Here is a 25,657-nt window from a genome sequence, read left to right as displayed (position 1 = left end):
TTTTAAAGATTGCCACTTTCCACATTTTTCATTTGTTGTGCTAAGTTCAGATAACGTTCTGCTTCTTCATGTTTATTCTTTCTCATTAAAACTAAATATTTTAGATTTAATAATTCACTTAAATAATAATAACTATTTTTTTTGCGGGCCCAAGTAATTCCTTGATCCACATAAATTTCGGCATCTTTTTCTGTATAATTTTTAAATAAGAAATCAGCATAATTAAAAAATATTTTCGTTAACTCTGCATTACTGCGTTCATTTGGCAATTGATTAAAATAATGAATACTCAAACTTAAAAATCGTTCTGCCTCTACTCGATTGCCCATGTAACCATAAGTAGCACCTAGACAACTAATTAATTGAATCTCTAAATCAGAAACATTTAATTTATCGGCTTTATAGGTGAAAGATAATCCTTTACGCAAACTAGCAATAGCTTTTTCGTAATCATTTAGAACAAACAATTCACAACTACCTAAATAATAATAATATTTTTGCCAGTCCGTATCTAAATACAATTGTTCTTCAATACGATTTTCCTTTAAATAATTTAATAATAATTGATATTTTTTATGGCGAAAATATTCAGCCATTTTTTCAAATGAATACGTAACAACGTGCACATCACCAGATTTATAACGCATAATCTGGTCAACAGTCACACCTAAACGATCACAAAGTTGTTGCATTACGAGAACGTTTGGCAACTCTTCATTGTTTTCAATGCGACTTAAAACACTTTGCGAACAGATGTCTTCTGATAACATTTTCTGTGTCAATTTTCTATTTTTTCTAATTTCTTTAATAACTGCACCTAAAGAATTCATCACAATAGCTCCTATTTATATCGGCCATTTTCCTTGCAAAATGGGGATTTTGTCAAAATATGCGAATTCGCATTATGCTTTTATTGTACTTTATTGCATAATATACTGCAAGAACATTATCTAAGGTTTTCTTAGAAAATAAATAGGTTCATTTTTATTAAAAAGGAGTGTTATTGTATGGCCGAAGAGAAAAAGGTTCACTTCATTTGGGAAAAAACAAATTATTCAGGCTTTGTGGAGAAGGAGTATGAAAATTCTTATCTCATCGTAGTAGCAAATCCTAGTCCTGATATGGAAGAAAAATATACCAACCGAATGATTATTAGTAAAAAAGCATGTGAAACCGCAGAATAGTATTGTTGATAAAACAAGAACTACCAAAAAATAGCTTCGTTAGAGGCTATTTTTTGGTAGTTCTTTTATTTTTGTTTGTAGGTACTTAAAAATTCACGCATTTTATCTGCCGTAGTTTTTAAGTCTTCCATCTTCGGTAAATAAACAATACGGAAGTGATCGGGTTGTTGCCAGTTGAACCCACCACCATGGACTAATAAAATATGATGTTTGTGTAAGAAATCTAAAACAAATTTTTCATCATCATAAATGTCAAATTTGGCCGTATCAATTTTCGGGAAAATATAGAAAGCTGCTTTAGGCTTCACGGCTGATAAACCAGGAATGTCATTTATCGCATTGTAAATAAATTCTCGTTGTTCGTAAATTCTGCCACCTGGTAAAAGTAAATCATCGACACTTTGATAGCCGCCTAATGCGGTTTGAATGATTTGTTGTGACAACACATTCGAGCATAACCGCATGGAAGCAAGCATATTTAGCCCTTCGATATACCCTTTTACTCGTGATTTATCTCCACTTAACACCATCCAACCGCATCGAAAGCCTGCCACTCGATGTGATTTTGACAAACCATTCAATGTTACGACAAATAAATCAGGTGCTAATGTAGCAATCGGTACATGAACCAAACCGTCCATGACCAAGCGATCATAAATTTCATCAGAGTAAATAATTAAATCATTTTGACGTGCCACTTCGACAATTTCTAGTAATAACTCTTTCGGATATAAAGCACCAGTCGGATTATTTGGATTTATAATAACGATTGCTTTTGTATTCGAAGTTATTTTTGATTTTATATCATCAATGTCTGGATACCATTCTGCTTGCTCATCACAAATATAATGAACGGGTGTACCGCCCGCCAAAGAAACAGAAGCAGTCCATAAAGGATAGTCTGGCATTGGCACAAGTACTTCATCGCCGTTATTTAACAAGCCTTGCATACACATGGTAATTAGTTCACTCACGCCATTACCAGTGTAAATATCATTAATCGTTACATTAGGAAATTTTTTTAATTGGCAATATTGTTCAATCGCTTTTCTTGCAGAAAAAATACCTTTTGAATCGGAATAACCTTCTGAATCGCGAACATTCACAATCATGTCGCGCACAATTTCATTTGGGGCATCAAAACCAAATGGCGCTGGATTCCCTGTATTTAATTTCAAAATACGTATGCCCTCTTCTTGCATGCGTTCTGCTTCTTCTAAAACAGGACCACGGACATCGTAACTTACGTTATTTAATTTATCGGATTTTTTAAAATTTCTCACACGGACTCCCTCGCTTCACAAATTTATACTCTAAAGTTACGCCAACTATAATGAAAAAGCAATAATAAATATCAGAATTTAATAAAAAATTGATGGTTTTTCCGTAATAAACAAGAGCGTGGGACAAAAATCACTTTGGATTTTTGCTCCACGCTCAAAAACTGATAAACGGCGGGAACAGAAGCAACTCCTTCTTATTTCTCGGAGTTAAACACTTCTGTCCCGACCTCTTGTTATACTAGCTGATGCAGATGATGGGACTCGAACCCACACGGACATCTGTCCACATGACCCTCAATCATGCTTGTCTGCCAATTCCAACACATCTGCATTTTAAGAGCACTTATTTATCCTAAAATAATTACTGGTCTTTGTCAAGATAACAAAGACCAGAATCGTTAGATTTGTTCTTTTTTCGCTTGCCAGGACAAACGCCCATGACATTTTCCGCAGACATATCGTGTCGTATCAATTCGTCGTTTTCTGAGGATGACTTCTCCACAAGACTGACATTGGTACTGATGGAAAACTGCTTTTTTCCGTTCTACTAGAGGCGGTGCATAACGGGCACCGCCAGTCTTAGCCAATAACTCTTTAAAGTCCTTATCTTTATGCTGATAGCCTTTGCCAGCTAAATGTAAATGATAGTGACATAACTCATGCTTAATGACTTTTTCCAGTTCCTCTTGTCCATACTTTAAAAAGACAGTTGGATTAAAATCCAGGTGATGCGAAGCTAAATGATAGCGACCGCCCGTAGTTTTTAACCGCCGATTAAATGTAGCTTGATGCAGAAAAGGTTTCTGAAAAAATACGATTGAAATTTTTTCCACTAGCGTTTGAAGCGCTTGATCTGTCATCAAGACTGGTTGAGACTCTTTCATTGTTACTCTTTTCTATCAGCCCGAGGCAACATGGTTAAACTAATACGCCCCTTTTTCAAGTCAACATCTTCTACCCAAACTGTGACTACATCACCCACCGCAACAACATCCGTTGGGTGCTTAACAAATTTAGTACTTAACTTAGAAATGTGGACTAAGCCATCTTGCTTCACACCAATATCGACAAACGCGCCAAAGTCAATTACGTTTCGAACAGTCCCTTGCATTTCCATTCCTGGTTTCAAATCTTCCATTGTCAACACGTCTTTACGTAAAAGTGGTGCAGACATCTCATCGCGCATATCACGACCTGGTTGGATTAAACTAGCAATAATATCTGTGAGTGTTTCTGAACCAACTTCTAACTCAGTAGCTAATTGATTCACTGGTAACTGTTTCAATTTTTCGATAGCTTCTGCTGTCCCTAATTCTTTAGAAGCAATCTCTGCTTTTTCTAAAATTGCTTGTGCTACTGGATAACTTTCTGGGTGAATGCCAGTGTTATCTAACACATTTTTGCCATTAGGAATTCGTAAAAAGCCAATTGCTTGTTCAAATGCTTTTGGTCCTAAACGAGGTACTTTTTTGACTTGATTTCGTGCTGTAAAGACACCATTTTCATCACGATAAGTGACTAAGTTTTGCGCCGTTGTTTTATTTAAGCCAGAAATATGTTGTAAAAGTTGAGCACTCGCTGTATTCACATCAACACCAACTTGGTTTACTGCAGTTTCCACAACAAAATCCAATTGCTCGGCAAGACGTTTTTGTGATACGTCATGCTGATATTGACCGACCCCGACTGCTTTGGGATCAATTTTTACTAATTCTGCCAACGGATCTTGTAAACGACGTGCAATGCTGACCGCACTTCGTTCTTCGACTTGTAAATCAGGAAACTCTTTACGAGCCACTTCACTCGCAGAGTAAACGGAAGCCCCTGCTTCATTAACAATCACGTAAAAGACGTCCCGTTTCACCGCTTTTAATTGCTCTGCCACAAACAATTCAGATTCACGACTTGCCGTTCCGTTTCCAATAGCTACCATGTCCACTTGATAGTCTTCAATGATCTTTTTAAAGGCTGGACCAGCGGCTTCACGTTTCGCAGCAGTCGCTGGTTTATGTGGATAAATCACTTGAATTGCTAAAACTTTACCAGTTTCATCGACAACTGCTAATTTACAGCCTGTCCGATAAGCCGGGTCAAATCCTAGAACAACTTTTCCTTTAAGTGGTGACTGTAATAATAAATTACGTAAATTTTCACCGAAAATTGCAATCGCTTGTTCATCAGCTTTTTCTGTTAATTCATTGCGGATCTCCCGTTCAATCGCTGGTCCAATGAATCGTTTATAGCTATCTAAATAAGCAGCCTCAATGTATGGGGCAGCTAAACTTGTTGCTTGTTTGCCGATTAGTTGACGTTGGAAATACTCATTAATTTTTGTTTCATCAGCGACAAGGGAAACCTTTAAAATGTCTTCTTTTTCACCACGATTCGTTGCTAAGACACGGTGCGGCACCATTTTGCTAACTGGTTCTGCAAAATCGTAATACATTTCATAGGTCCGCTTTTCGTCTTTTTCTTCGTCCTTAACTACGCTAACATATTGCGCATGCTTAACCATATAATCACGTAACCATGTTCGGTATTTTGGTTCATCGCTAATACGTTCTGCTAAAATTTCATGAGCACCTTGCAAGGCTATCTCGGCGGTTGCAACTTCTTTTTCTTCATTAATAAAAGTAGCCGCTTTGGCTAAGATATCCGCGTTTTCAGGTAAAGAGAGCAACCAATCTGCTAATGGTTCCAACCCTTTTTCTTTCGCGATAGTCGCTTTAGTCCGACGTTTTTGTTTATATGGTCGATATAAATCTTCCACTTGTTGCATTTTTACTGCTTTTTGAATATCTGTTTTGAGTTCTTTTGTTAGTTTTCCTTGCTCTTCAATTAAACGGAGAACTTCTTCTTTCCGCTTTTTCAAGTTTTGTAAATAATGATAACGTTCTTCTATTTCACGGATTTGGACTTCATCTAAACTTCCAGTCATTTCTTTCCGGTAACGGGCAATAAAAGGAACTGTATTTCCTTCATTTAATAAAGTTAAAACCGTTGTTATTTGTTTTGAACCATACGTTGTCAATTCTTTTTGAAGTAGCGCTACTACTTCTTCGTTATAAGCTTCTGCCATTAACTAGATACCTCTTTTCTTATGCATACTTATCTATTTTAGCATATTTTTGCTTCTAAATATAGAAGTGAGGTAACTGATTCATACGATTAAGGAATCAAAATTCTGGTTGCCATGCAGGGGTGCTTTTTTGATATTCGATATCTTGGACAATGCCTTTTTCATTAAAAATCACACCATGTACAGAGCCGCCAAAAATAGCACCACCATCTATCCCAATTTTTCCATCACTTTGCCAAAGGTCCGTGGTCTGCATATCACCATGTAACATCGGAGTAATGGTATGACCAAAAACAATGGTCTTGCCTGTATTATTTTTCCCTTGATGAAAGGGTTCGCGAATCCACAAAAAATCCTTAGGTGCTGTTTGCCGCCAATCTTCCATCGTTAAATCAACCCCAGCATGCACAAATAAGTAATGCTGCCATTCAAAATAAAGCGATCGTTTTGTTAAAAAATCAATTAACTCTGGATAGCGACTACGGATCATTAAGGCCATTTCTGTTGGTGAGTATTCTACAGTAGCTCCTGGATGCAAGAGACTTTCAATTGTTTCCTTGCCACCATTGCGAACATATCCTGCAAACCAGTCCTCTGGATTTTGAAGAAACTGCAAAAAATATTCTTCATGATTGCCTCGTAAATAAACAGCGCCGTGTTGCTCGACAAGTTCTTTTCCTTTGAGAAAACAGGCTTTAGAATCCGGACCACGGTCGTTTAAATCACCAATTAAAACTAGCTGATGCTCGACTGGGTCATAGTCTGTGAGTAAGGCATCAAACAAATCTGCTTGTCCATGAATATCACTGATTACATAAACATATGGTTTCATAAATAAGCCCTCCTAACTTGCTTATATTAAGTATACGCTAAATTTTAAAATATTCTCGTAAAATGTTTGGAAATAAAAAAAGAAAATAGGACATAAGTCAAAACGACTTATGTCCCACTCTCTAAATCTTAAAATAATCAGTTGAACAAAAGCAGCACCTACAATTACTCGTTGCAATTTAGCCTTCGAGAGTGATGAACACTTGGAGCTAACTGCTTTTGTCTCTGACTCGTTTGTTTTATTTTTTCTTCTTACCGCCAAACGCATCTTTCATTTTATCAAAGAAGCCTTCTTCTTGTTGTTCAGTTACATTTTGTCCGCCAGCTTTTGCAAAAGCTCGTAGGGCATCCTTTTGTTCTTCATTAAGATTTTTTGGTGTTATTAATTTCACTTTCACGTGTTGATCACCATTGCCCCCACCACGTAAACGTGGCGCACCTTTGCCTCTTAAGCGGAAGTTTGTGCCAGTTTGTGTTCCAGCTGGAATTTTTAATTTCACGTCACCATGAACAGTTGGTACAGTTACTTCGTCCCCTAGAGCCGCTTGGACGAAACTTACTGGTAAATCATAGTAGATTTCTGCGCCATCTCGATCGAAAATATCACTATCTTCAACACGAAAGACTACATATAAATCACCATATGGTCCACCATTGGTACCCGCTTCTCCTTGGTTAGCTAAGCGCATTTGTTGGCCGTCTTCTACTCCAGCAGGCACATTTACTTTGACAGTATGCGCTTTTTTCTCATGACCTGTGCCATGACAAGTTGGACATGGTTCTTTAATTTCTTTCCCTGTACCATGACACACATCACAAGTTTGACGACTCATCATACGACCTAATGGCGTTTGACGTTCAACATTGATTGTTCCAGAGCCATGACATTTATGACAAGTTTCTGGGTGTGTGCCTGGTTTGGCGCCATTACCGCCACAGGTTGCACAAGTATCTTCTCGATTGTACTTAATCTCTTTTTCGACACCGAAAATAGCTTCTTCAAATTTCAATTGAATTGTATATTGTAAATCGGCGCCTTGTCTTGGTGCATTTGGATCAACAGAACGGCCACCGCCGCCGCCAAAGAATGAATCGAAAATATCTTCGAATCCACCAAAACCACTACTGCTAAATCCGCCGCCACCGAAACCGCCAAAGCCACCAGCGCCGCCACCGTAATTAGGATCAGTTCCTGCATGGCCATATTGGTCATAGGCCGCTTTTTTCTGTGGATCACTTAATACTTCATACGCTTCAGAAACTTCTTTAAATTTTTCTTCCGCATCGGCTTCTTTGTTAATATCTGGATGGTACTTTTTGGAAAGTTTGCGGTATGCTTTTTTAATTTCATCATCTGAAGCACCTTTTGCTAATCCTAGCACTTCATAATAATCTCGTTTCGTCGCCATTGACTTCCCTCCAACTTTCTTCAAACTTTACAATGTGTTTAGAACCAGCCAAATTCATCGATTGCTTTCGGTCTCTCTGGTTGGATTATCTGTCACACCTTGAATCAGTGTTACTAGCTGTGAATAGGTATTTTCAGCTTGTTTAACATCGTTGTAATCATACCACAGTTCTTTCAAAACCTAAATAGTTTCTTGCTAACTTGATTGTGGTTGATTTTCTCACAAAAGACAAGGGACTGGGACATTAGTCATTGTACTAATGATCCAGTCCCTAAAATCAATTGTTATTGATTATTTGTCATCACCATTTACTTCTTCAAAATCAGCATCAACAACATCATCAGCGCCACCTTGGGCAGCTTCAGGATTTTCTTGTGCTTGTTGTTGCGCAGCTTGTTCGTAAAGTTTTACTGTTAAGTTTTGGACGATTTCATTCAATGAATCACGTTTTGCTTTCATTTGTTCGATATCGTTTGCTTCGATGGCTGCTTTTAATTCATCACGCGCATCTTCTGCTTTTTTCACTTCTTCAGCGTCTACTTTGCCTTCTAATTCTTTCAATGTTTTATCAACAGTGAATAATAAAGCATCTGCATCGTTACGTAAGTCAACTTCTTCTTTACGTTGTTTATCTGCTTCAGCGTTTGCTTCAGCATCTTTCACCATACGTTCGATTTCATCATCAGATAAACCTGAAGAAGATTTAATCGTGATTGTTTGTTCTTTTTGAGTGCCTAAGTCTTTCGCACGAACATTTACAATCCCGTTTTTATCAATGTCAAAGCTTACTTCAATTTGTGGCACACCACGAGGAGCCGCAGGAATATCTGTTAATTGGAAACGACCTAATGTTTTATTATCAGCGGCCATTGGACGTTCACCTTGTAAAACGTGAATATCAACAGCTGGTTGATTGTCAGCAGCAGTTGAGAAGACTTGTGATTTACTTGTTGGAATCGTAGTGTTACGATCAATTAATTTTGTAAATACGCCACCCATTGTTTCAATACCTAATGACAACGGTGTTACGTCTAATAAGACAACGTCTTTAACATCACCAGTGATTACGCCACCTTGGATTGCAGCACCCATTGCTACTACTTCGTCAGGGTTAACTGATTTGTTTGGTTCTTTGTTTGTTTCTTTGCGAACAGCTTCAACTACAGCTGGAATACGTGTTGAACCACCAACTAGGATAACTTCGTCGATTTCAGAAGGATTTAATCCAGCATCTTTTAAGGCTTGACGTACTGGTACTTTTGTACGTTCAACTAAATCACTTGTTAATTCATCAAATTTTGCACGAGTTAAGTTCATTTCTAAGTGCAATGGTCCTGCTTCGCCAGCAGTAATAAATGGCAAGCTGATTTGTGTGCTTGTTACACCTGATAAGTCTTTTTTCGCTTTTTCAGCAGCATCTTTCAAACGTTGTAACGCCATTTTATCGTTAGCTAAGTCAATTCCATTTTCTTTTTTAAATTCTGCAACCATGTAGTCAATGATCTTATTATCAAAGTCATCCCCACCTAGGTTGTTATCACCGGCTGTTGATAATACATCGAAAACGCCATCGCCTAATTCAAGGATTGACACGTCAAATGTACCACCACCAAGGTCAAAGACAAGAATTTTTTCATCTTTGTCTGTTTTATCTAAACCATAAGCTAAAGCTGCTGCTGTTGGTTCGTTAACGATCCGTTCTACTTCTAAACCAGCAATTTTACCAGCATCTTTTGTTGCTTGACGTTGCGCATCGTTGAAATATGCAGGAACTGTAATAACTGCTTTTTCAACTTTTTCACCTAAATAGTCTTCAGCAAAACCTTTTAAATATTGTAAGATCATTGCAGAAACTTCTTGTGGTGTATATGATTTCCCTTCAACATCAACTTTGTAGCCAGCTTCACCCATGTGACGTTTAATAGATGAAATCGTGTTAGGATTTGTAACAGCTTGACGTTTTGCTACTTCGCCCACTTGAATTTCACCGTTTTTGAATGAAACGACCGAAGGAGTTGTGCGGTTACCTTCTGGGTTTGCAATAATTTTTGCTTCGCCGCCTTCTAGTACTGCGACAGCTGAGTTTGTTGTTCCTAAGTCAATACCAATAATTTTACTCATAGTGAATATCTCCAATCTGTATTAGTTTTCTATAATAATATATTTTTAATTAACGTTTGTTATTGTGCAACAATGACCATGGATGGTCGTAACACACGATCTTGTAATTTGTACCCTTTTTGTAGAACTTCAACAATGGTATCTGCTGGGGTTTCTTCAGAAGCAGGGACTGTTTGAACGGCTTGATGTAAATTTGGATCAAAGGTTTCACCCATTGCTGGGATTTCTTCAATTCCTTCTTCTTTTAAAGCCACAGTAATACTTTCTAGCACCATCGAAATACCTTTTTTCAAGCTTTCGCCTTGTTCATCTGATACTTCAATAGCCATTGCTCGTTCTAAATTATCAATAGATGGTAAAATCTTTTTACCTAAATCTTGTGAGCGGTAACGAACTAATAATTCTCGTTCGTTTTTATTTCGATTGCTCATATTAGCAATTTCGGCTCTTGCCCGCAAGAACTTGTCTTCCATTTCGGAAAGCTCTGCTTTAAGATTTTCAATCTCTGTTGCTTCAACTTCTACTTCAGAAACGCCAGCAGCATCAACAGCTTCCATTTCTTCTTGTAATTCTTCTTGCTTCTCTTCTTTTTTACTCACTTCAGCAACTTCCTTTCTCTTTATGCATCTACTTCTTATCCTAACAAGGTTTGCCTAATTACCTAAAAAACGGTAATAGTCACCTAGTTGTGAAGCTAGCTCATGTCGAAACGTGTCTACCAAACCGAATATTTTTGAATACGGCATACTGGTTGGTCCTAGCAGGGCAATTGTTCCTTTGCCATGTCCTGATACTTCATACGTAGCAGTGATCATGCTCATATCTTCTAAGAGATTGTTGCCAATTTCTGAGCCGATACGAAAAACAATTGGATTTTCTGTTGTTGCAGAACCATTTAATAAATGCGTCAGCTCATCAGAATTTTGCATAAAGGAATAGACAGATTTCAATTGTTCAATATCTTGTTTGATGCCAAAATCTAACAAATTCATGCGACCACCGACAAAGACTTTTTCTTCAAAGGCATGTCCTAACATCTCATCGAATAAGTTCATCATTCCTTCTGGCGTTTGGAAATAGCGATGTAAAATCATCGGAATCTCCGTCCGCAAACGATGATAAACGGTCAACAAAGGTTGTCCAACCAACTTATCATTGATGATTTGTGTCATTTTTTCAAGATCTTGGCTAGAAACAGCGGCAGGAATGGCAAATACTTGGTTTTCAACATTGCCTTTATCTGTCACTATAATAGCAAGGACTTGCCGATCATTCAAAGGAACCATTCGAAAGCCGGTTAATTTCCGTTCTTTCACTTCAGGTCCTAATGAAAAAGCAGTATAACTTGTCAATTCTGATAGAATTTCAGCTGATTGTCGAATAATATCATTAATCTCATGAAATTCTTTTCCAAAAGATTGACGGATCCTTCTAAGTTCGTCCTCTTCTACTTGTGTTGGTTGTAAAAGATGATCCACGTAGTAACGATAACCAGCCATTGAGGGGATTCGCCCTGAAGAAGAATGGGTCTTAGCTAATAAGCCGTATTCTTCTAATGCTTTCATATCATTACGAATTGTGGCAGAACTAGAGGCAATGCCATCCTCCATCAATTTCTTAGAACCGACAGGTAAGCCCGTGTTCGTGTAATTTTGGATGATAAGTCTCAAGATATTTTGTTGTCTTTCTGTAATCATCGTTATTACCACCCTTCATTAGCACTCTTAACATCTAAGTGCTAACTACATATACTAATATAACAAGTCCTTACCTTTTTGTCAAGGGAAATACGCAACTTTTTAGCACTCTTCACACAAGAGTGCTAATCGCTGCAAACCACCTTCAAAAACCATCAATACCAACTTTTGTAATAAAAAAATCATCGAAATGCTTTGTCACACTTCGATGATTTTTTTATTTTTTCACTCTTTTTCACTTAACAAAAATGCTTCAAAAACATTATTCCCCACAAATAGTCCTTTTTTCGTTAAACGTAAGATATCTGCTTCTTCAATTAATAATTCTTCTTTGATTAAGCGTTGAATGACCTCTCCATAAATTGCTTCAATTGGTTCATGAAATTTTTGTTGGAATTTTTGTTTAGAAATACCTACTTTTTTACGTAAGCCTAAAAATAGCTCCTCTTCTATTTGATTTAGACGAGTTAATTCTTCAGTCTCCACAATTGGCAATTGATTTTCTCGCAAGGGTTTCAAATAATGTTGGATTGGACCGTGATTTTTGTAACGAGTTTGTCCAAGATAGCCGCTGGCACCTGCGCCAAATCCATAGTAGTGGTCATTATTCCAATAAGCTAGATTATGCTGGCTTTCTTTTCCTGTTAAAGCAAAATTACTGACTTCATATTGATGCCGTCCTTTTTTCTCCATTGCTTCAATCGTTTCGTCAAACATCTGTGCTTCGATTTCTTCTTCAGGCAGCTGTAACCGTCCTTGGCGAACCCAGTTCATGAACATTGTTTTATTTTCAAGAATTAATGAATAAAGCGAATAGTGCGGCAAGTCCAATGCTAAGGCTTTTGTCAAAGTATCGCGAAAACTTTCCAATGTTTGTCCAGGTAAAGCATAGATTAAGTCAATACTGACATTGGTAAAATTTTCTTTCTCTAAAAATTTCATTGTTTCATAAACATCTGCGGCGGTGTGCTTGCGGCCGATTTTTTTGAGCAAGCGATCATCAAATGTCTGAACGCCCATCGAAAGACGATTGACGCCATAGTTTTTCATGACTTGTAATTTTTCTTGGGTTAAATCACCAGGGTTTGCTTCCACCGTAAATTCATTTCGGTCATCAAACGTTAGCTGTTCGCGAACCCCTTTTAGTAGCACATCTAACTGTTTCGCTGATAATGAAGTTGGCGTGCCTCCGCCAATATAGATGGTTTTCATTTCTTGTTCTGGATACAATGCTTGCGTAAGTTGAATTTCTTTTAATAAACTCTGAATATATTCATCAACTGGTTGTCCTTCTAAAAAGACCTTGTTAAAATCGCAATAATAACAAATATGCTCACAAAATGGAATATGAATATAGGCCGACCGATCGAACATCGGCGTTGAAGTTGAAAGTTGGTTTGTTTTGGTCATTAGCTCGTTTTATCTCCTTATTACCAAAAAGCTCGTTCTTTTTGGAAAGTCTCTACTAGCCATACTAACTGTAAATGACAAATAAATCCATAAAAAAATTCGCACAGTCACTTAAAACAACAACGAGGAGCTGTCATAAAAACCGACACCTCCTCAACCTTGAAAGAAAAGTAAAAAAATTTTTCTATATATAATAGTACAAATCAGTTACAGTAATTGACCGTAACGTTTGACGTATAAAACTTTAATGAACGCAACCAGTGCTAAATAAGCAACAATTGTCGGGATTAAATACAAGAAATAGCTTGGTGATAAACCGACAAATCCTAGTTCTGCACCGAAAGCGGTAAAGGGTAAAACAGTTCCGAGAACAATCCCTGCTGTAGTGACTAACGTCATAATTCCAGAAGCACTACTTTGAAGGAAAGGCATTTTTTCTGTTCGTAGGAAATGCAAGACGAGCATTTGGGACCATAAGGACTCAATGAACCACCCTGCATGGAAAATACCGATAAAGAGCAATTGATCTGCTCCATTTAATTCAAAGAATGAGCCACCTAGGATAGCCGGACACACAATGAAATACATAAATAAATAGGTAACAATATCAAAAATAGAACTCGTTGGGCCAAACCAACGCATAAAATTACCAATTGATTTTGGTTCCCATTTTTTTGGTTTTTCTACGTATTCTTCATCTACTTTGTCCCAAGGAACTGACATACACGAAGTATCGTAAATTAGATTTAATAATAGCGATTGAATCGGAGCAATCGGTAAAAATGGTAAAAAGATACTTGCTGGGATCACGGAAAACACATTGCCAAAATTAGAACTTGCTGTTAATTTGACGTACTTCATCGTGTTCGTAAACACGCGCCGTCCAGATAAAATTCCTTTTTCTAAAACCATTAAATCTTTTCTCAATAAAATTACATCCGCCGATTCTTTCGCCACATCGACAGCTGTATCAACAGAGATTCCTACATCAGCAGCACGCATTGCTCCAGCATCATTTATTCCATCACCTAAAAAGCCAACAGTTTGACCATTTTCAGTTAACGCATTTACAATACGAACTTTTTGGTCAGGCGTAATTTTGGCGAAAATATTATACACTTGAACGGTTTTTCTTAATTCTTCTTGGTTTAATTGTTGAAGTTCATTTCCTGTAATAATTTTTTCGCCAGCCAGACCAACTTCTTTACAAACAGAATGCGTCACATACTGATTGTCCCCCGTTAATACTTTCACAGCTACATTATGTTGATGCAAGGCTTGAATAGCTGCCGCTGCTGTTTCTTTTGGCGGATCCAAGAAGGCAAGATAGCCTTGTAAAATCAACTCTGATTCATCTTTAGTTGTATACTCCCATTCAGCCGCTTCGACTTTTTTATCGGCAATTGCTAGAACGCGCAAACCATCTCGATTTAAAGCTTCAACGTCTTTGGTAATTTTTTGACGCAGCGTCTCTGTTAAGGGCACAATTTCGCCATCTAAAAGTACCTGTGTGCAGACCAAGAGCATTTCTTCAACCGCACCTTTGGTAATTAAGCGTGTTTCTCGCGTTTTAAACTCTTTGATAATCACACTCATTCGACGTCGATTGAAATCGAAAGGAATTTCATCTACTTTATAAAAATCATCTGATTGTATATCACTTTCTTGTGTCGCCGCTTGAATAACGGCGTTATCCATTAAATTACGCAAACCTGTTTGAAAATAACTGTTTAGAAATGCTAAATCCAAGACTTTTTGATCTTCTTGGCATCCAATATTATAGTGGTATTCTAAAATTACTTTATCTTGTGTTAAGGTACCTGTTTTATCCGTACAAAGTACATCCATCCCGCCAAAATTTTGAATGGCATTGACATTTTTCATAATCGTGCCTTCTTTAGCCATTTCTCGAGAACCTTTGACTAAATTGGTTGTTACAATCATGGGTAACATTTCTGGTGTCAAGCCGACAGCTGTGGCAATCGCGAACATTAATGCTTCCACCCAATCGCCTTTTGTTAACCCATTAATTAGAAAAACAGTTGGCGTAATGACCAACATAAAGCGAATCAGTACCCACGTTGTTTTATTAATTCCTGTTTTAAAACTCGTCTGCTGCTGCTCTTCTCCGTTATCAGAAGCCATCCTTCCGAATAAAGTTTGATTACCAACTTTAATGACAATGCCCAAACCAGTGCCACTAATTACATTTGTTCCTAAAAACAAAAGATTGTCGTATTCTGTATCAATTTGATCACTATCTTTTTGATGAGTCGCGTGTTTTTCAATGGGAAAACTCTCTCCAGTCAAGGATGATTGGGAAACAAATAAGTCCTTAGATTGGATTAAACGTAAATCGGCTGGAATCATATCGCCAGCGGATAGTTGGACTAAGTCGCCACACACAACTTCCTCAATAGGAATTTCCATTTGCTTCTTGTCACGAATGACTGTCGCTGTAACTTTAATCATATTTTGTAATTTTTCAACTGCATTGCTTGATTTGACTGATTGTACAAAACTCATCGTGCCGCTTAAGATGACCATCGCTAACATAATTAACACGCCAGTCACATCTTTTTCCTCTGGCGCAGCATAGACATATTCTGTAAAAAATGAAATCGTGGCTAGTGCTAGTAACACCAAAGTAAACGGCGTGATATACGATTTTATAAAAAGTCGCAGCCGTGAAGCTTTTTTTTCATTCATAATTTTATTGCGGCCATAACGTTCTTGTAATTCCTCAATATCTTGGTGTTTAATGCCATCCCAAGTTGAGCCGAAACGTTGTAAAACTTTTTCTACTTCTGAATGGGCAAACTTTTTGTAACTATAGTCATGGCCCAAGTGACGCATTTTCTTTTCCATTTTCTTTCACCTCATTTATCTGTTGTTGACTTGAATTGACGATCGGTTCATCTTCCATTTTCCTCACCCTTTCCACAAAAAAAGACACGCTGAAAACTCAACGTGTCAAAGAATAATCGTTCTTATCGTTGAGCTTTAGCACTATACAACGTAAAAAGCGATTGCTTTTAGCTACCTTAAGAAAAGCCTTCATTCGACAGTTCCTGTTCTACCCATTGGCGTCTCTCGACATTTTTGGGCAGTAGCCTATGTTTGTATAGGAGCCTCACCTAACAAATCTTATTTAATTACAACAGCAAGTATAATTCTTCCTTGAAAAAATAACGATATAGAAAAAGTTTTTAGCAGATAACTTTTTGTCCATTCAGTAACAAAAAGAAAAATAATCCGCTTATTTACTATAGTTTTCTGGTATGATTCGTATTTATTCATAGAATCATAACTGGTTAAATTAATCTAAAGACCGTCAGATAGCCTTGTCGAGAAGCTTTTCTTCTGCTATTTTTTGTATAGTTAAAGAAACGGCGGTGAGGAAAATGAAATTACAACAACTAGAATATTTTATGGCAGTTTCAAAGTATGCGAGTTTTACTTTAGCTTCTCAAAAGCTCCATACGAGTCAACCTTATTTAAGTACCCAGCTCAAGGAGTTGGAACGTGAATTAGGTGCTTCATTAATTTTAAGAGACAAGAAACATTGTCGGCTTTCTCCAGCAGGCGAAGTCGTCGCCAAGCGAACAGAAATGATTTTTGCACTCATTAAGGAAGCGCAAGAAGAGATTAATGAATTAGTGACCCAAGGATCGACAACGACCATTCGGATTGGAACAAACTTAATTGATATAGATAAAGCATTTGGAGAAGTCTTGTTGTTATTTAATCAATCCTATCCGTATGTAAGTATTGATTTTAAGTATTATTACGATCTTGAAACAGCCTTGGAAACAGATTTAATTGACATTGGGATTGGGATATTTTTGGATACCTCGATTCCATTAGAGAAAGAATTAATTTATACAGAAAGCTATCTCCTTTGTGTCAATAAAAATCATCCTTTAGCCCATGCCGATAGCGTGACGATTGACGAAATTCGTTCTTTACCTTTTGCTGCATATTCCGATCAAGTATATGAAAAAAAAGTGTTTAAACGTTGGGAACGTAAAATAAATTGGGAAAATCGGCAAATCGTCATCGAACTTCCTTCTCTTCATTTAGTCTTAGACATGGTCCAACGAGAAAAAGCCTGTAGCATCCTTCCCTATTCACTCACTGATGAACTAAACAGACGTAACTTAGTTGGTATTCCTCTGGAAGATAGTCCAGAACGAGCCATCTATTTAGTTCAGAATAATCATCACGGACATTGTGAAGCACACCGTTATTTATTTGAACAATTACGTTATTTATTCTAGGAATAGAAAAAGGAGGAATTCCCATGGAACTATTTCGTTTACATTATTTTTTAGAGTTATGCAAAGTGAAACAATTTACTAAAGCAGCCGAAAATTTAGCAATTTCTCAAGCTGCATTAAGTAAGCAAATAAAAATTCTTGAAGCAACGTTAGGCGCTGAACTTTTTAATCGCCAAGGTCAAACTACCACCTTAACACCGGCTGGATTAATTTTAGAAAAATATTGTTGGCGCATCACCAATGAGTTGGTCTCAATTGAAGAAGAGCTAAAAGAAATTAATCATTCTTCCAACCATATTTATGTAGCCACTTATCTCTGTGATTTAGAATATAAATTGAATGACTTACTAATGACAACATTAACGGATCGTTCATCCAACTTACAAGTCCATACTATTATTACAGAAAATATTCTTCAATCCTTGGAAACAATGGATGCAGATTTTGGTATTTCCTTTGCTGACTTACCATTACCTGAACATATTGGTAAAATTGATTTATTTACAGCAAATTATCAATTCATTTTAAGAAATGATCATCCAGCTTTGGCCAAAGCCACGACGGAAGAAATTTTAAAAGAACTAACAATGTACCCCTTCGTCCGTTTAAATACCGAATTTTCCGAGCAAAACAAATTAACCAATTGGCTAGATACTACGTTTTCTAATTTTTCTCCAGAGAAAGTCATTCAAGTGGATACTCTTTCACTTATTACTCACTTGGTGTCTCATTCCGATAGTTTCGCTATTGTCCCCGAATACACAAATATTCAACTTTTAGACAATTCGATCCATACACTGACTTACCAAGAACTACCTAAACGAAACATGGCAGTTTATTATTTAAAAGAACGTTACATGAGTCGACAACTTCAACAACTTTTGGCTGAATGCCAAAAACAATTTCAATAGTAAAAACCAAGACTAGAGCTTGTCGGCAAGCGAGTTCCAGTCTTGGTTTTTATTTGTGTTTTCAGGTAGCGGCTTCTCTTCCTTTGACAAATCCTAAAGAAGTGATAGCCATCACTAACGAAGTGCCTCCTTGACTTAAAAACGGAAGCGGAATACCTTTTAACGGCAACAGTCCAATCACCGCACCGATATTCTCCACCGTTTGAAAAACCAGCGAAAAAATGAGGGCGACACAGATGTACATACAAAAACGCGAATTGCTCCGCAAGCCAGCTACTAAAACTTGATAAAACAAGTAAAAATAGAGAAAAACAACAGTGGCACTGCCCACAAAGCCCCAGGCTTCCCCGATAAAAGTAAAAACCATATCAGACTCACGAACAGGAACATACACTTCAATCCCATGCACACCCTTGCCAAATAAACCACCCGAACCAATTGCCAATAAGCCTTGTACTTGTTGATAGGAGATTTTATCGACATAATCATAGGGATGAATCCATGCTAAAATTCGATCCAATTGATATTGTTTAAAATGTAAAAAGAAGAGTACTTTGTGCCCCCACTCTGTAAAGACTAACAGAATCAAGACCACGCCTAACGTTGCTAAAGCACTGAAAATAATGATTAAAATTTTGCGATCAATTCCTGAAATAACTAAAAGAGATAGAATAATCGTTACGAAAACAAGGGATGTCCCAAAATCTTTTTGTACCGCCATCAAGAAAAAAACAGGGACACTAACCGCAACGATTTTTTTTAGAAGTTGCTTGTCTGAACGCCATTTATCAGACCAGTCTTGTTGCTCATGTTGGACAATAATTTTTGCCAACATTAAAATAAACGCAATTTTCGCAATTTCTGATGGCTGAAATTTAATAAACCCTAAATCTAACCAGCGCTTTGTGCCCGTCAATAAATACATTCCTTTGTCATAGGAAAAATACAAAGCACTCATTAAGATTAATGAAAACCCATAGAAAAAAGGAGCTACTTTCCAAATAAATTTCTGTGACAGCCGACTAGCTAAAAACATGCCTGCATAGCCAACAAAAATAAAGAAAAGTTGTTTTAATGCTGGCACAGTTCCATCTTTTCCTTCATTAACGGCAATCCAATATTGCACACCAGAAGATAAAAGTGTGAGTAAAAAAATGGGCAATAATAAATCATAATTAAGATGTAAGTTGAATTTTTTTGTATTGACCATTTAACTGCCGCCTTTCGTTTGCAATAATTTTAATGACGATTCCTAATGCGACTGAAAAGATTAAATAACTTGTCCCACCGTAACTAACAAACGGTAAAGGAATTCCCGTCATTGGAATCAAACCCAAAACGCCACCAATGTTAATCGCCGTTTGAGCTAAAATCAAGGTCCCGACCCCTAACAAAAACAAGCCGTAACAATGATTCTTTATTACACAACTACTTCGCAAAATCGAGGCCGCTAAAAATAACAAAAGAAATAGTAATAGTAAGCCGCCAATCAAACCAAGTTCTTCCACAATCACCGCAAAAATAAAATCGGTTTGACCTTCTGGCAAGCCACCTTTTTTTACCATACCATTGGCTAATCCAGTGCCCCAAAACCCACCGTTATACATTGCTAAATAGGCCATTGAAGGCTGAAATCCTCGATCATGAAAGGATAAAAACGGATTTTTCAAAACAACTAAGCGGTCATACACATGCGCAAAAAAATGTGGTAAGTAGCGGTGATCGCCTAGAAAAATAATTATTTTAGAAAGAAGCGCCGCGCTAGCAACGACAATCCCCGCAGCAATTACACTAAATTTTGCATGAATACTTGCTGAGAAAATTAAGACACTACCAATAACTAAAATAAGAATGGCCCCGCCAACTTTGGGTTGAATTAAAACTAAAAATGCAACGACCAAAACAAACAGCCATTGTTTCCTTAACTGCTTCGTTGTCAAGCCATTTTCTTTTTCACCTAAATAACAGCTCAAGTAATAAATAATCGCAAAATTACAAAGCTCTGATGGCTGAAATTGGATTCCAAAGAGAGAAATCCAACGTTGTGCGCCATTCGCTGCTACACCAAAAAAAGGTAGTCGAACCATTAACAGTAATAGTATCGAAACTAAAAGCAGTCCAATCGCAATTTTTTTATTAAATAACACTTCTAGTCGAACTTTGTAGATCACGAACATTAGCACCCAGCTGAGACACATAATAATGCCTTGTTTAATAAACACAGCAGTGGGCTTCACGCCTTGCATCAACAAGTCATAGCTACTGGCGCTATAAATCATTAACGCGCCAATAATACTTAATATAATAAAGGTCAAAAGAATTTTTGTTAGACCTAAAGTACGTAGATTCATTCTCTCACCTCTATCTTTTTCTAATTAAATCAATCTTACCAGTCTGAGTTAGAAAACAAATAGAGAGTTTTTTATAGAACTATTACTAAGCTTACATAACAAAAAGTAGCTAGACTTGGTTCATTTCACCTAGTTTCACTACTTTTAAAAAAAGACATTTATATAATTTTTGTGTGTTGCTCACATTTCTGATAAATTTTTCCAAACTTATCTCTTTCTAAATACTGATAATCTACTAAATACCGTCTCAAAAGTGCATAATCTTCATAGATTTCTCTAAGTCGCTGATTGACTTCTTTTTCCGTATATTCTTTCCCAAATTCAAATTGGTTGGCCACACGTTGAAACACTTGGACTTTTTTCGCATTTTTCTTGGGAATAACCAGCAACTTTCCTTCTTTAAAAAAATTTTCAACCATGTTTATTCTCCTTTTTTGTTTTGACTATTGTTTAGAAAATTGATGATTCAGTTTTTCTTTCTGTTTATCGGTCCATTTGCCAGCGACTTCATTGACAATTGTTTCAGCAAAATCGCCTACTTTTTCTCCCGTAATATTTTTGATAGGTGTTCCGTTAGCAGCTCCTTCTTCAAACAAATCAAGTAAATCAGTCAACGCATTGAACATATTGGCTCCACTATGATCTGAAAAATGCCAAGCATATTTTTCAATTTCTTGAAATACTTGTCGATACTCTGCTGGTAATGCTGCAATCCGTCGTTTATATTCTTTGTACTCTTTTTTATCCCCAACAACTTTTTTGATCAACGCTTTAAAATTTGACATGCTCTATCCCTCCATTTTTTTCATCTTGTTTACTTGTTTTGAAAGCAACGCCCACCGCTGCCAAAAATCAGCGAGTTCTGCTTCTCCTGATGAGGTTAAGCGATAGAACTTCCTCATTGGCCCTTTTTCTGAAGGCTTTTTTTCAGCTATAACCCATTGATTTTTTTCTAAACGCAGTAAAATCGTATAAACGGTTCCTTCAACAATTTCAGTAAACCCTTGGTCATTTAAAATTTTTGTAATTTCATAACCATATGTTTCTTTCCTTTGGATGATGGCTAAAACTAAACTTTCTAAAATGCCTTTTAGCAACTCTGTCTGCTTCACTGCTTTTCCTCCCTAAACTACTCTTTAGTACTATGTACCACTACATAATAATACTGAGTACCGGTTCTGTCAACTACTTTGTAATAAAAAGTAGTAAAGACGCGACAACCACCAGTACTTAACTAGTAGTTGTCGCGTCTTATTATTCTTTATTCATTTATTCCGAGTTCTGTTTCAAAGGCTTCTAATTCTGCAGGGTGTGTTTCTGGATAAGCAAAGCATGTTGAAAAATGCCACTCCCCACCACTTGTGCCAAAATAACCTGGCAGTAATTCCAAAGCCAATAATGCTTCTGATGTTTCTTTTTCCGGTAACGTAATCTGAAAAGTAGTCGCTGGAACAAAACCGAACTTCGTATAGTAAGTTGGATGGCCCAGGATAATCAATCCGCCGATGCCTAATTCTTTGGCCTTCTGCACAGAATGCTTAATTAACGCTGAGCCTACGCCCGTGTTCTGTGCTTCTGGATGGACACTTAGCGGCCCAACGGTCAAAACAGCCTTTTCTGTATGATCAGGTAATCGTAGTTTGGCTTTTGAAGACATAATATGACCCGTTAATTTTCCTTGATCAGTTTCTGAAACTAAGGACAACTCCGGAATAAAGTCGGCACTTTCTCTTAATAAATGCACGATAAAATGCTCTGTGGGACGCCAGTTTTCGGTCAAGTTTAATCCCTTAAACGCTTGATACGTTAAACGTTCTACAGCTTGATACTCTGCAGGTTTTTCTTGACGAATCTTCATTATTTATCCTCAGATTGTTGGAAATAGTCAGCCGTATCTCGTTCATCTTGTTTTAATTGGTCGATCAAGGCTTCAGCCCCATTGAATTTCACTTGGTCACGTAAATAATGATTCCAACGAACCACCACTTGCTCACCATAGATGTCTTGATGGAAGTCCAAAATATAGACTTCCACGGTTAGATCGCGTCCTTCTCCAAAGGTGTCATTATGACCAATTGAGCCCATGCCGACATACCATTTGCCACCAACTTCGATTTGCACAGCATAGACGCCAATTCTTGGTAAGCGCACGGTGCTTTTCACTTTGACATTAGCGGTCGGGAAACCCAATAAACGGCCACGAGCATCGCCATGGACAACTGTTCCTTCTGTTTCATAAATATATCCTAACAACTCCGTGACCTCCTCCATTTCGCCGGCTTCCATTTTTTCGCGAATTCTTGTTGAGCTAATTTTGGCACCAGTCATTTCTTCTTTTGGTACTGTCACCACTTCAAAACGGCCTTGCGCATAAGTTGGTAACTGTTTGACTCCAGCGATTTCTTTAGGACCATACGTATAATCAAACCCAGAGACTGCTACTGCACTATTTAAATTAACGATATACTGATCGACAAAATCTTGCGGTTTTAATTGAGCAAACGCTGAAGTAAATTCGACAATATATAAAATATCAACGCCCAAGTTGGCCATTAGGCGTTCTTTTTGTTCCAAGCTAGTTAAATATTTCATATTTTCTGGTAAAACTTTTTGAAAAACGATTGATGGGTGTTGGTTGAAGGTCATCACAGCTAACTTCAAGCCTTTTTCCTCAGCAATCTTTTTGCCTGTTTCAATTACTTTTTGGTGGCCTTTGTGAACACCGTCAAAAAAGCCTAGGACCATCACGACTTCTTCATTAGGAATTTGATTGGGTTCATAGGGATGATGTAGTTGAATAACTTGCATGTGCAAAAACTTCCTTCTTTTTTATTTAATTGTTCCGTAGAACTTTACTTGGTTTCAATAATTTATCATGCGTTGGGTGTGGCATGTATAAACTAACCACTTGATTTTGGTAAAATAAGGCAACTAAGGATTCTGGCATTGCCTTTATTCCTAGTTCTTTTTTGTGCAAACGCATGCCATTTTTTACTTTTTGATACAATTCATCTGATAAATCAATTCGTGGGAATTGTTCTACTGCTGTCTCAATGGGCAACAGGCATTGATCGATTGTTTCAGCAGCCATTTGTTTGGCTACTTCTTCTAACGTTAAGCATTGCGCAGCTTGCAAACCGCCACTTGCCGTTCTCGTTAAATCCGACATATGGGCAGGATAGCCTAATTTTTTGCCAGTATCCACGGATAGTGTCCGCACATAGGTTCCTTTGCCACAGACCACTTTAAACCGCCAACTTTGTGTTTGAGCGGATTCATTAAAAATTGGTTCACTAGTGCGTTCAAATGAATAAATCATTGCTTTTCGTTGGGGCCGTTCAACTTCTTCCCCATTCCGCGCATATTCATATAAACGTTTACCATTGACTTTCACCGCAGAAAACATCGGTGGGATTTGTGTGATTTCACCTGTCATTTCGGCCATTGCTTGATCAATTTGTTCAGTTGGCAGAGGTGTTGTAACTGGTTTTTTTTCAACAATTTCACCACTAACATCTTCGGTTGTCGTAGCAAATCCAAGTGTAATTTCACCTTCATAGGTTTTGCCAGAATCTACCATGTATTCGATCACTTTCGTTCCTTTGCCAACGCAGATGGGTAAGACCCCTTCGACATCCGGATCTAGCGTACCACCATGACCAATTTTTTTGGTATGTAAAATTTTTCTCAATTTAAATACGCAGTCATGACTTGTCATGCCACGTTCCTTCCATAACGGTAAAATGCCGTCCATTATAGTTCCTCCAGTTCCGATAATACTAACTTTGTCATTATAGCATAAAAGTACCTAGCTTCGCAGTCTCCATTGCTTATTCCCTTTGGCAAAATCTCTGCTAAATGCAAAAAAAGCCACAAACTCTGATAAAAGCAGAGTTTGTGGCTTTTTTTTTAGCTAGTAAATGATCCCCATGTATTCTGTGCGTTGCCATCGTTTGGTCCGATTGGCAAATAAATTCTCGCGCCTGTCGTATCTGTTCCACCAATAAAAACATACCCATCTGCAATATAAAACGCATCGTAATAAAAGCGAGTATTTTTGGGCCAGATACCATAAATAGGTGCTGACAAACTAGGTTGTCCTGCTCTTAAAACAATGCCTTCGTCCACACCAATTAGAAATGATTTCTTCGTTTGCGGGCGCCAAAGTTCAGCAATGTCGCCGTCGTTCACATAACCTAACAAATGTCCGCTATTTTCAATACGGTAAAGGTTTTGTCGGTCTGGTAATTTCGCTGTAATTGTTCCTACCTGTGTCCAAAGTGCCTCTGCTGATAGATGTTCATTGATTAAAGCATCTGGTGTTGTATAGATTGAAGTGAAACGAATTGCTTGTCCTACTTGATATTTTGGTGCATTAGGTTTACCTGGCTGAACAATGACAGTCTCACCTGTTTCAGAAACGCCCGTTTGTAAATCTTGTGCCAACTGCGCTTTACTAATCCCCCAACGCGCTAAATAACCATAAGGATCTGTATGATCTCCCCACCAATTTTTTGTAATCCAATCATGAGTGACTATGCCATAACCTGTTCCATCGTCCAGCGAAAAATCAGCACCAATGTTCTGAGCCAAATCACGGGCCAAATTAACATAGGCAGCATAATCTTTTTTAAACGTCGCCGCATTATTCGTTCGAGCCAATTCGATTTGCGCATAGGCTTTTTGATTAGCTAAAGAACCTGCGCCATATTGAATTTGACCAGCAGGAGCTAATTGTTTCACTCGTCCACCAGATCCGACAAAATATGAGACATAAGCATTTGACCAATTTCGTTTCATATAGGCCACTTCATTGTCTAAACTGTGTGGTCCTAGGTTCCGCTCGTTTCCTGATTCATGTAAAACAATTAATTCATTGCTTGCAGAGCCTGGAAAATAAGTAAAGTTGATTGGATCCGCTTCGATGGTGTAAGCGCAAGCCGTCATCGGAATCGTTAAACTTAAGCCAATCACTAAAGCAAGTTGAATCATTAATTTTTTAAACATAGCATACTCCTTTCTAAAAAAAGCCATGAAAGGAAAGTCAAAATAACTTCCCTTTCACGGCTTAAACCTGCAGATAAATGGCGGGACAGAAGTA

At 37.5% G+C, this 25,657-nt stretch carries 24 protein-coding genes, 1 tRNA gene and 1 riboswitch; of the genes, 3 read left to right on the top strand and 22 right to left on the bottom strand.

Annotation, left to right across the window (positions count from 1 at the left end):
• Positions 1-2: 2 nt before the first annotated feature.
• Entirely contained in the window at positions 3-830 is an 828-nt protein-coding gene (locus IGJ04_RS00210) for a helix-turn-helix domain-containing protein (RefSeq protein WP_002381942.1), read from the bottom strand.
• Between the two features lie 177 nt (positions 831-1,007).
• Between IGJ04_RS00210 and IGJ04_RS00205 the strand changes: the two genes are divergently transcribed.
• On the top strand, positions 1,008-1,184 hold the full coding sequence (locus IGJ04_RS00205; protein WP_002357816.1) for a hypothetical protein: 177 nt from the start codon (positions 1,008-1,010) through the stop codon (positions 1,182-1,184).
• 65 nt (positions 1,185-1,249) lie between these two features.
• Here IGJ04_RS00205 and IGJ04_RS00200 read toward each other — a convergent pair whose 3' ends face one another.
• The 12 genes from IGJ04_RS00200 to mgtA form a co-directional block, all read right to left on the bottom strand.
• Entirely contained in the window at positions 1,250-2,467 is a 1,218-nt protein-coding gene (locus IGJ04_RS00200) for a pyridoxal phosphate-dependent aminotransferase (protein WP_002357817.1), read from the bottom strand.
• A 246-nt stretch (positions 2,468-2,713) separates the two neighbouring features.
• A tRNA-Leu gene (locus IGJ04_RS00195) sits at positions 2,714-2,797 on the bottom strand.
• 68 nt (positions 2,798-2,865) lie between these two features.
• Positions 2,866-3,327, bottom strand: coding sequence for a SprT family protein (locus IGJ04_RS00190; RefSeq protein ID WP_002365561.1), 462 nt, complete (start codon positions 3,325-3,327; stop codon positions 2,866-2,868).
• A 26-nt stretch (positions 3,328-3,353) separates the two neighbouring features.
• Positions 3,354-5,546, bottom strand: a complete 2,193-nt coding sequence (locus IGJ04_RS00185) for a Tex family protein (protein WP_438839764.1) — start codon at positions 5,544-5,546, stop codon at positions 3,354-3,356.
• 97 nt (positions 5,547-5,643) lie between these two features.
• Positions 5,644-6,378 (bottom strand): metallophosphoesterase family protein, encoded by a 735-nt coding sequence (locus tag IGJ04_RS00180; protein WP_438839763.1) that lies wholly within the window; start codon positions 6,376-6,378, stop codon positions 5,644-5,646.
• A 238-nt stretch (positions 6,379-6,616) separates the two neighbouring features.
• Positions 6,617-7,786 carry a molecular chaperone DnaJ gene (dnaJ, locus tag IGJ04_RS00175; RefSeq protein ID WP_002357822.1) on the bottom strand — a complete coding sequence of 390 codons (1,170 nt, stop codon included), beginning with the start codon at positions 7,784-7,786 and terminating at the stop codon, positions 6,617-6,619.
• 54 nt (positions 7,787-7,840) lie between these two features.
• Positions 7,841-7,963 (bottom strand): hypothetical protein, encoded by a 123-nt coding sequence (locus IGJ04_RS00170; RefSeq protein WP_002357824.1) that lies wholly within the window; start codon positions 7,961-7,963, stop codon positions 7,841-7,843.
• A gap of 114 nt (positions 7,964-8,077) precedes the next feature.
• Positions 8,078-9,907: a molecular chaperone DnaK gene (gene dnaK / locus IGJ04_RS00165; protein ID WP_002357825.1), complete on the bottom strand. Its 1,830-nt coding sequence runs from the start codon at positions 9,905-9,907 to the stop codon at positions 8,078-8,080.
• 59 nt (positions 9,908-9,966) lie between these two features.
• Positions 9,967-10,506, bottom strand: coding sequence for a nucleotide exchange factor GrpE (gene grpE / locus IGJ04_RS00160; RefSeq protein ID WP_002357827.1), 540 nt, complete (start codon positions 10,504-10,506; stop codon positions 9,967-9,969).
• Positions 10,507-10,560: 54 nt separating this feature from the next.
• Positions 10,561-11,604 (bottom strand): heat-inducible transcriptional repressor HrcA, encoded by a 1,044-nt coding sequence (gene hrcA / locus IGJ04_RS00155; protein WP_033624937.1) that lies wholly within the window; start codon positions 11,602-11,604, stop codon positions 10,561-10,563.
• Positions 11,605-11,829: 225 nt separating this feature from the next.
• Positions 11,830-12,978 carry a radical SAM family heme chaperone HemW gene (gene hemW / locus IGJ04_RS00150; protein ID WP_033625284.1) on the bottom strand — a complete coding sequence of 383 codons (1,149 nt, stop codon included), beginning with the start codon at positions 12,976-12,978 and terminating at the stop codon, positions 11,830-11,832.
• Positions 12,979-13,221: 243 nt separating this feature from the next.
• Positions 13,222-15,882, bottom strand: a complete 2,661-nt coding sequence (gene mgtA, locus IGJ04_RS00145; protein ID WP_438839762.1) for a magnesium-translocating P-type ATPase — start codon at positions 15,880-15,882, stop codon at positions 13,222-13,224.
• 113 nt (positions 15,883-15,995) lie between these two features.
• A riboswitch (M-box (ykoK) riboswitch) is annotated at positions 15,996-16,166 on the bottom strand.
• Positions 16,167-16,418: 252 nt separating this feature from the next.
• Here mgtA and IGJ04_RS00140 point away from each other — a divergent pair.
• On the top strand, positions 16,419-17,294 hold the full coding sequence (locus tag IGJ04_RS00140; protein ID WP_002382245.1) for a LysR family transcriptional regulator: 876 nt from the start codon (positions 16,419-16,421) through the stop codon (positions 17,292-17,294).
• 23 nt (positions 17,295-17,317) lie between these two features.
• Positions 17,318-18,205: a LysR family transcriptional regulator gene (locus tag IGJ04_RS00135; protein ID WP_002357832.1), complete on the top strand. Its 888-nt coding sequence runs from the start codon at positions 17,318-17,320 to the stop codon at positions 18,203-18,205.
• Positions 18,206-18,266: 61 nt separating this feature from the next.
• Here IGJ04_RS00135 and IGJ04_RS00130 read toward each other — a convergent pair whose 3' ends face one another.
• The 9 genes from IGJ04_RS00130 to IGJ04_RS00090 form a co-directional block, all read right to left on the bottom strand.
• Complete coding sequence (locus tag IGJ04_RS00130) at positions 18,267-19,415, bottom strand: FtsW/RodA/SpoVE family cell cycle protein (RefSeq protein ID WP_002357833.1); 1,149 nt, start codon at positions 19,413-19,415, stop codon at positions 18,267-18,269.
• Complete coding sequence (locus IGJ04_RS00125) at positions 19,381-20,556, bottom strand: FtsW/RodA/SpoVE family cell cycle protein (protein ID WP_002366570.1); 1,176 nt, start codon at positions 20,554-20,556, stop codon at positions 19,381-19,383. The genes IGJ04_RS00130 and IGJ04_RS00125 overlap by 35 nt, the downstream gene beginning before the upstream one ends.
• Positions 20,557-20,714: 158 nt before the next feature.
• The gene (locus IGJ04_RS00120; RefSeq protein ID WP_002360471.1) at positions 20,715-20,975 is read right to left on the bottom strand and encodes a DUF2087 domain-containing protein; all 261 of its coding nucleotides are present in this window, start codon (positions 20,973-20,975) and stop codon (positions 20,715-20,717) included.
• Positions 20,976-20,999: 24 nt separating this feature from the next.
• Positions 21,000-21,341, bottom strand: coding sequence for a DUF1048 domain-containing protein (locus tag IGJ04_RS00115; RefSeq protein ID WP_002357836.1), 342 nt, complete (start codon positions 21,339-21,341; stop codon positions 21,000-21,002).
• A gap of 3 nt (positions 21,342-21,344) precedes the next feature.
• Entirely contained in the window at positions 21,345-21,668 is a 324-nt protein-coding gene (locus tag IGJ04_RS00110) for a PadR family transcriptional regulator (RefSeq protein WP_438839761.1), read from the bottom strand.
• A gap of 149 nt (positions 21,669-21,817) precedes the next feature.
• Positions 21,818-22,414, bottom strand: coding sequence for a GNAT family N-acetyltransferase (locus tag IGJ04_RS00105; protein ID WP_438839760.1), 597 nt, complete (start codon positions 22,412-22,414; stop codon positions 21,818-21,820).
• Complete coding sequence (gene ribF, locus IGJ04_RS00100) at positions 22,414-23,364, bottom strand: riboflavin biosynthesis protein RibF (RefSeq protein WP_002363808.1); 951 nt, start codon at positions 23,362-23,364, stop codon at positions 22,414-22,416. The genes IGJ04_RS00105 and ribF overlap by 1 nt, the downstream gene beginning before the upstream one ends.
• Positions 23,365-23,389: 25 nt before the next feature.
• Positions 23,390-24,310, bottom strand: coding sequence for a tRNA pseudouridine(55) synthase TruB (gene truB, locus IGJ04_RS00095; protein WP_010713466.1), 921 nt, complete (start codon positions 24,308-24,310; stop codon positions 23,390-23,392).
• A 155-nt stretch (positions 24,311-24,465) separates the two neighbouring features.
• Positions 24,466-25,590: an SH3 domain-containing protein gene (locus IGJ04_RS00090; protein WP_016617903.1), complete on the bottom strand. Its 1,125-nt coding sequence runs from the start codon at positions 25,588-25,590 to the stop codon at positions 24,466-24,468.
• Between the last annotated feature and the right edge of the window lie 67 nt (positions 25,591-25,657).

Source organism: Enterococcus sp. AZ050 (assembly GCF_051715085.1).
In the GTDB taxonomy this organism is placed as follows: domain Bacteria; phylum Bacillota; class Bacilli; order Lactobacillales; family Enterococcaceae; genus Enterococcus; species Enterococcus faecalis.
This window is presented reverse-complemented; position numbering and strand designations above follow the sequence as displayed.

Coding starts and splice junctions, on each gene's coding strand:
- IGJ04_RS00105 (WP_438839760.1), bottom strand. CDS start 22,414: ATGAAGATTCGTCAAGAAAAACCTGCAGAGTATCAAGCTGTAGAACGT.
- IGJ04_RS00190 (WP_002365561.1), bottom strand. CDS start 3,327: ATGACAGATCAAGCGCTTCAAACGCTAGTGGAAAAAATTTCAATCGTA.
- IGJ04_RS00205 (WP_002357816.1), top strand. CDS start 1,008: ATGGCCGAAGAGAAAAAGGTTCACTTCATTTGGGAAAAAACAAATTAT.
- IGJ04_RS00210 (WP_002381942.1), bottom strand. CDS start 830: ATGAATTCTTTAGGTGCAGTTATTAAAGAAATTAGAAAAAATAGAAAA.
- IGJ04_RS00180 (WP_438839763.1), bottom strand. CDS start 6,378: ATGAAACCATATGTTTATGTAATCAGTGATATTCATGGACAAGCAGAT.
- dnaK (WP_002357825.1), bottom strand. CDS start 9,907: ATGAGTAAAATTATTGGTATTGACTTAGGAACAACAAACTCAGCTGTC.
- mgtA (WP_438839762.1), bottom strand. CDS start 15,882: ATGGAAAAGAAAATGCGTCACTTGGGCCATGACTATAGTTACAAAAAG.
- truB (WP_010713466.1), bottom strand. CDS start 24,310: ATGGACGGCATTTTACCGTTATGGAAGGAACGTGGCATGACAAGTCAT.
- hrcA (WP_033624937.1), bottom strand. CDS start 11,604: ATGATTACAGAAAGACAACAAAATATCTTGAGACTTATCATCCAAAAT.
- hemW (WP_033625284.1), bottom strand. CDS start 12,978: ATGTTCGATCGGTCGGCCTATATTCATATTCCATTTTGTGAGCATATT.
- IGJ04_RS00140 (WP_002382245.1), top strand. CDS start 16,419: ATGAAATTACAACAACTAGAATATTTTATGGCAGTTTCAAAGTATGCG.
- ribF (WP_002363808.1), bottom strand. CDS start 23,364: ATGCAAGTTATTCAACTACATCATCCCTATGAACCCAATCAAATTCCT.
- IGJ04_RS00125 (WP_002366570.1), bottom strand. CDS start 20,556: ATGAATCTACGTACTTTAGGTCTAACAAAAATTCTTTTGACCTTTATT.
- IGJ04_RS00130 (WP_002357833.1), bottom strand. CDS start 19,415: ATGGTCAATACAAAAAAATTCAACTTACATCTTAATTATGATTTATTA.
- dnaJ (WP_002357822.1), bottom strand. CDS start 7,786: ATGGCGACGAAACGAGATTATTATGAAGTGCTAGGATTAGCAAAAGGT.
- IGJ04_RS00115 (WP_002357836.1), bottom strand. CDS start 21,341: ATGTCAAATTTTAAAGCGTTGATCAAAAAAGTTGTTGGGGATAAAAAA.
- IGJ04_RS00135 (WP_002357832.1), top strand. CDS start 17,318: ATGGAACTATTTCGTTTACATTATTTTTTAGAGTTATGCAAAGTGAAA.
- IGJ04_RS00120 (WP_002360471.1), bottom strand. CDS start 20,975: ATGGTTGAAAATTTTTTTAAAGAAGGAAAGTTGCTGGTTATTCCCAAG.
- IGJ04_RS00185 (WP_438839764.1), bottom strand. CDS start 5,546: ATGGCAGAAGCTTATAACGAAGAAGTAGTAGCGCTACTTCAAAAAGAA.
- IGJ04_RS00090 (WP_016617903.1), bottom strand. CDS start 25,590: ATGGCTTTTTTTAGAAAGGAGTATGCTATGTTTAAAAAATTAATGATT.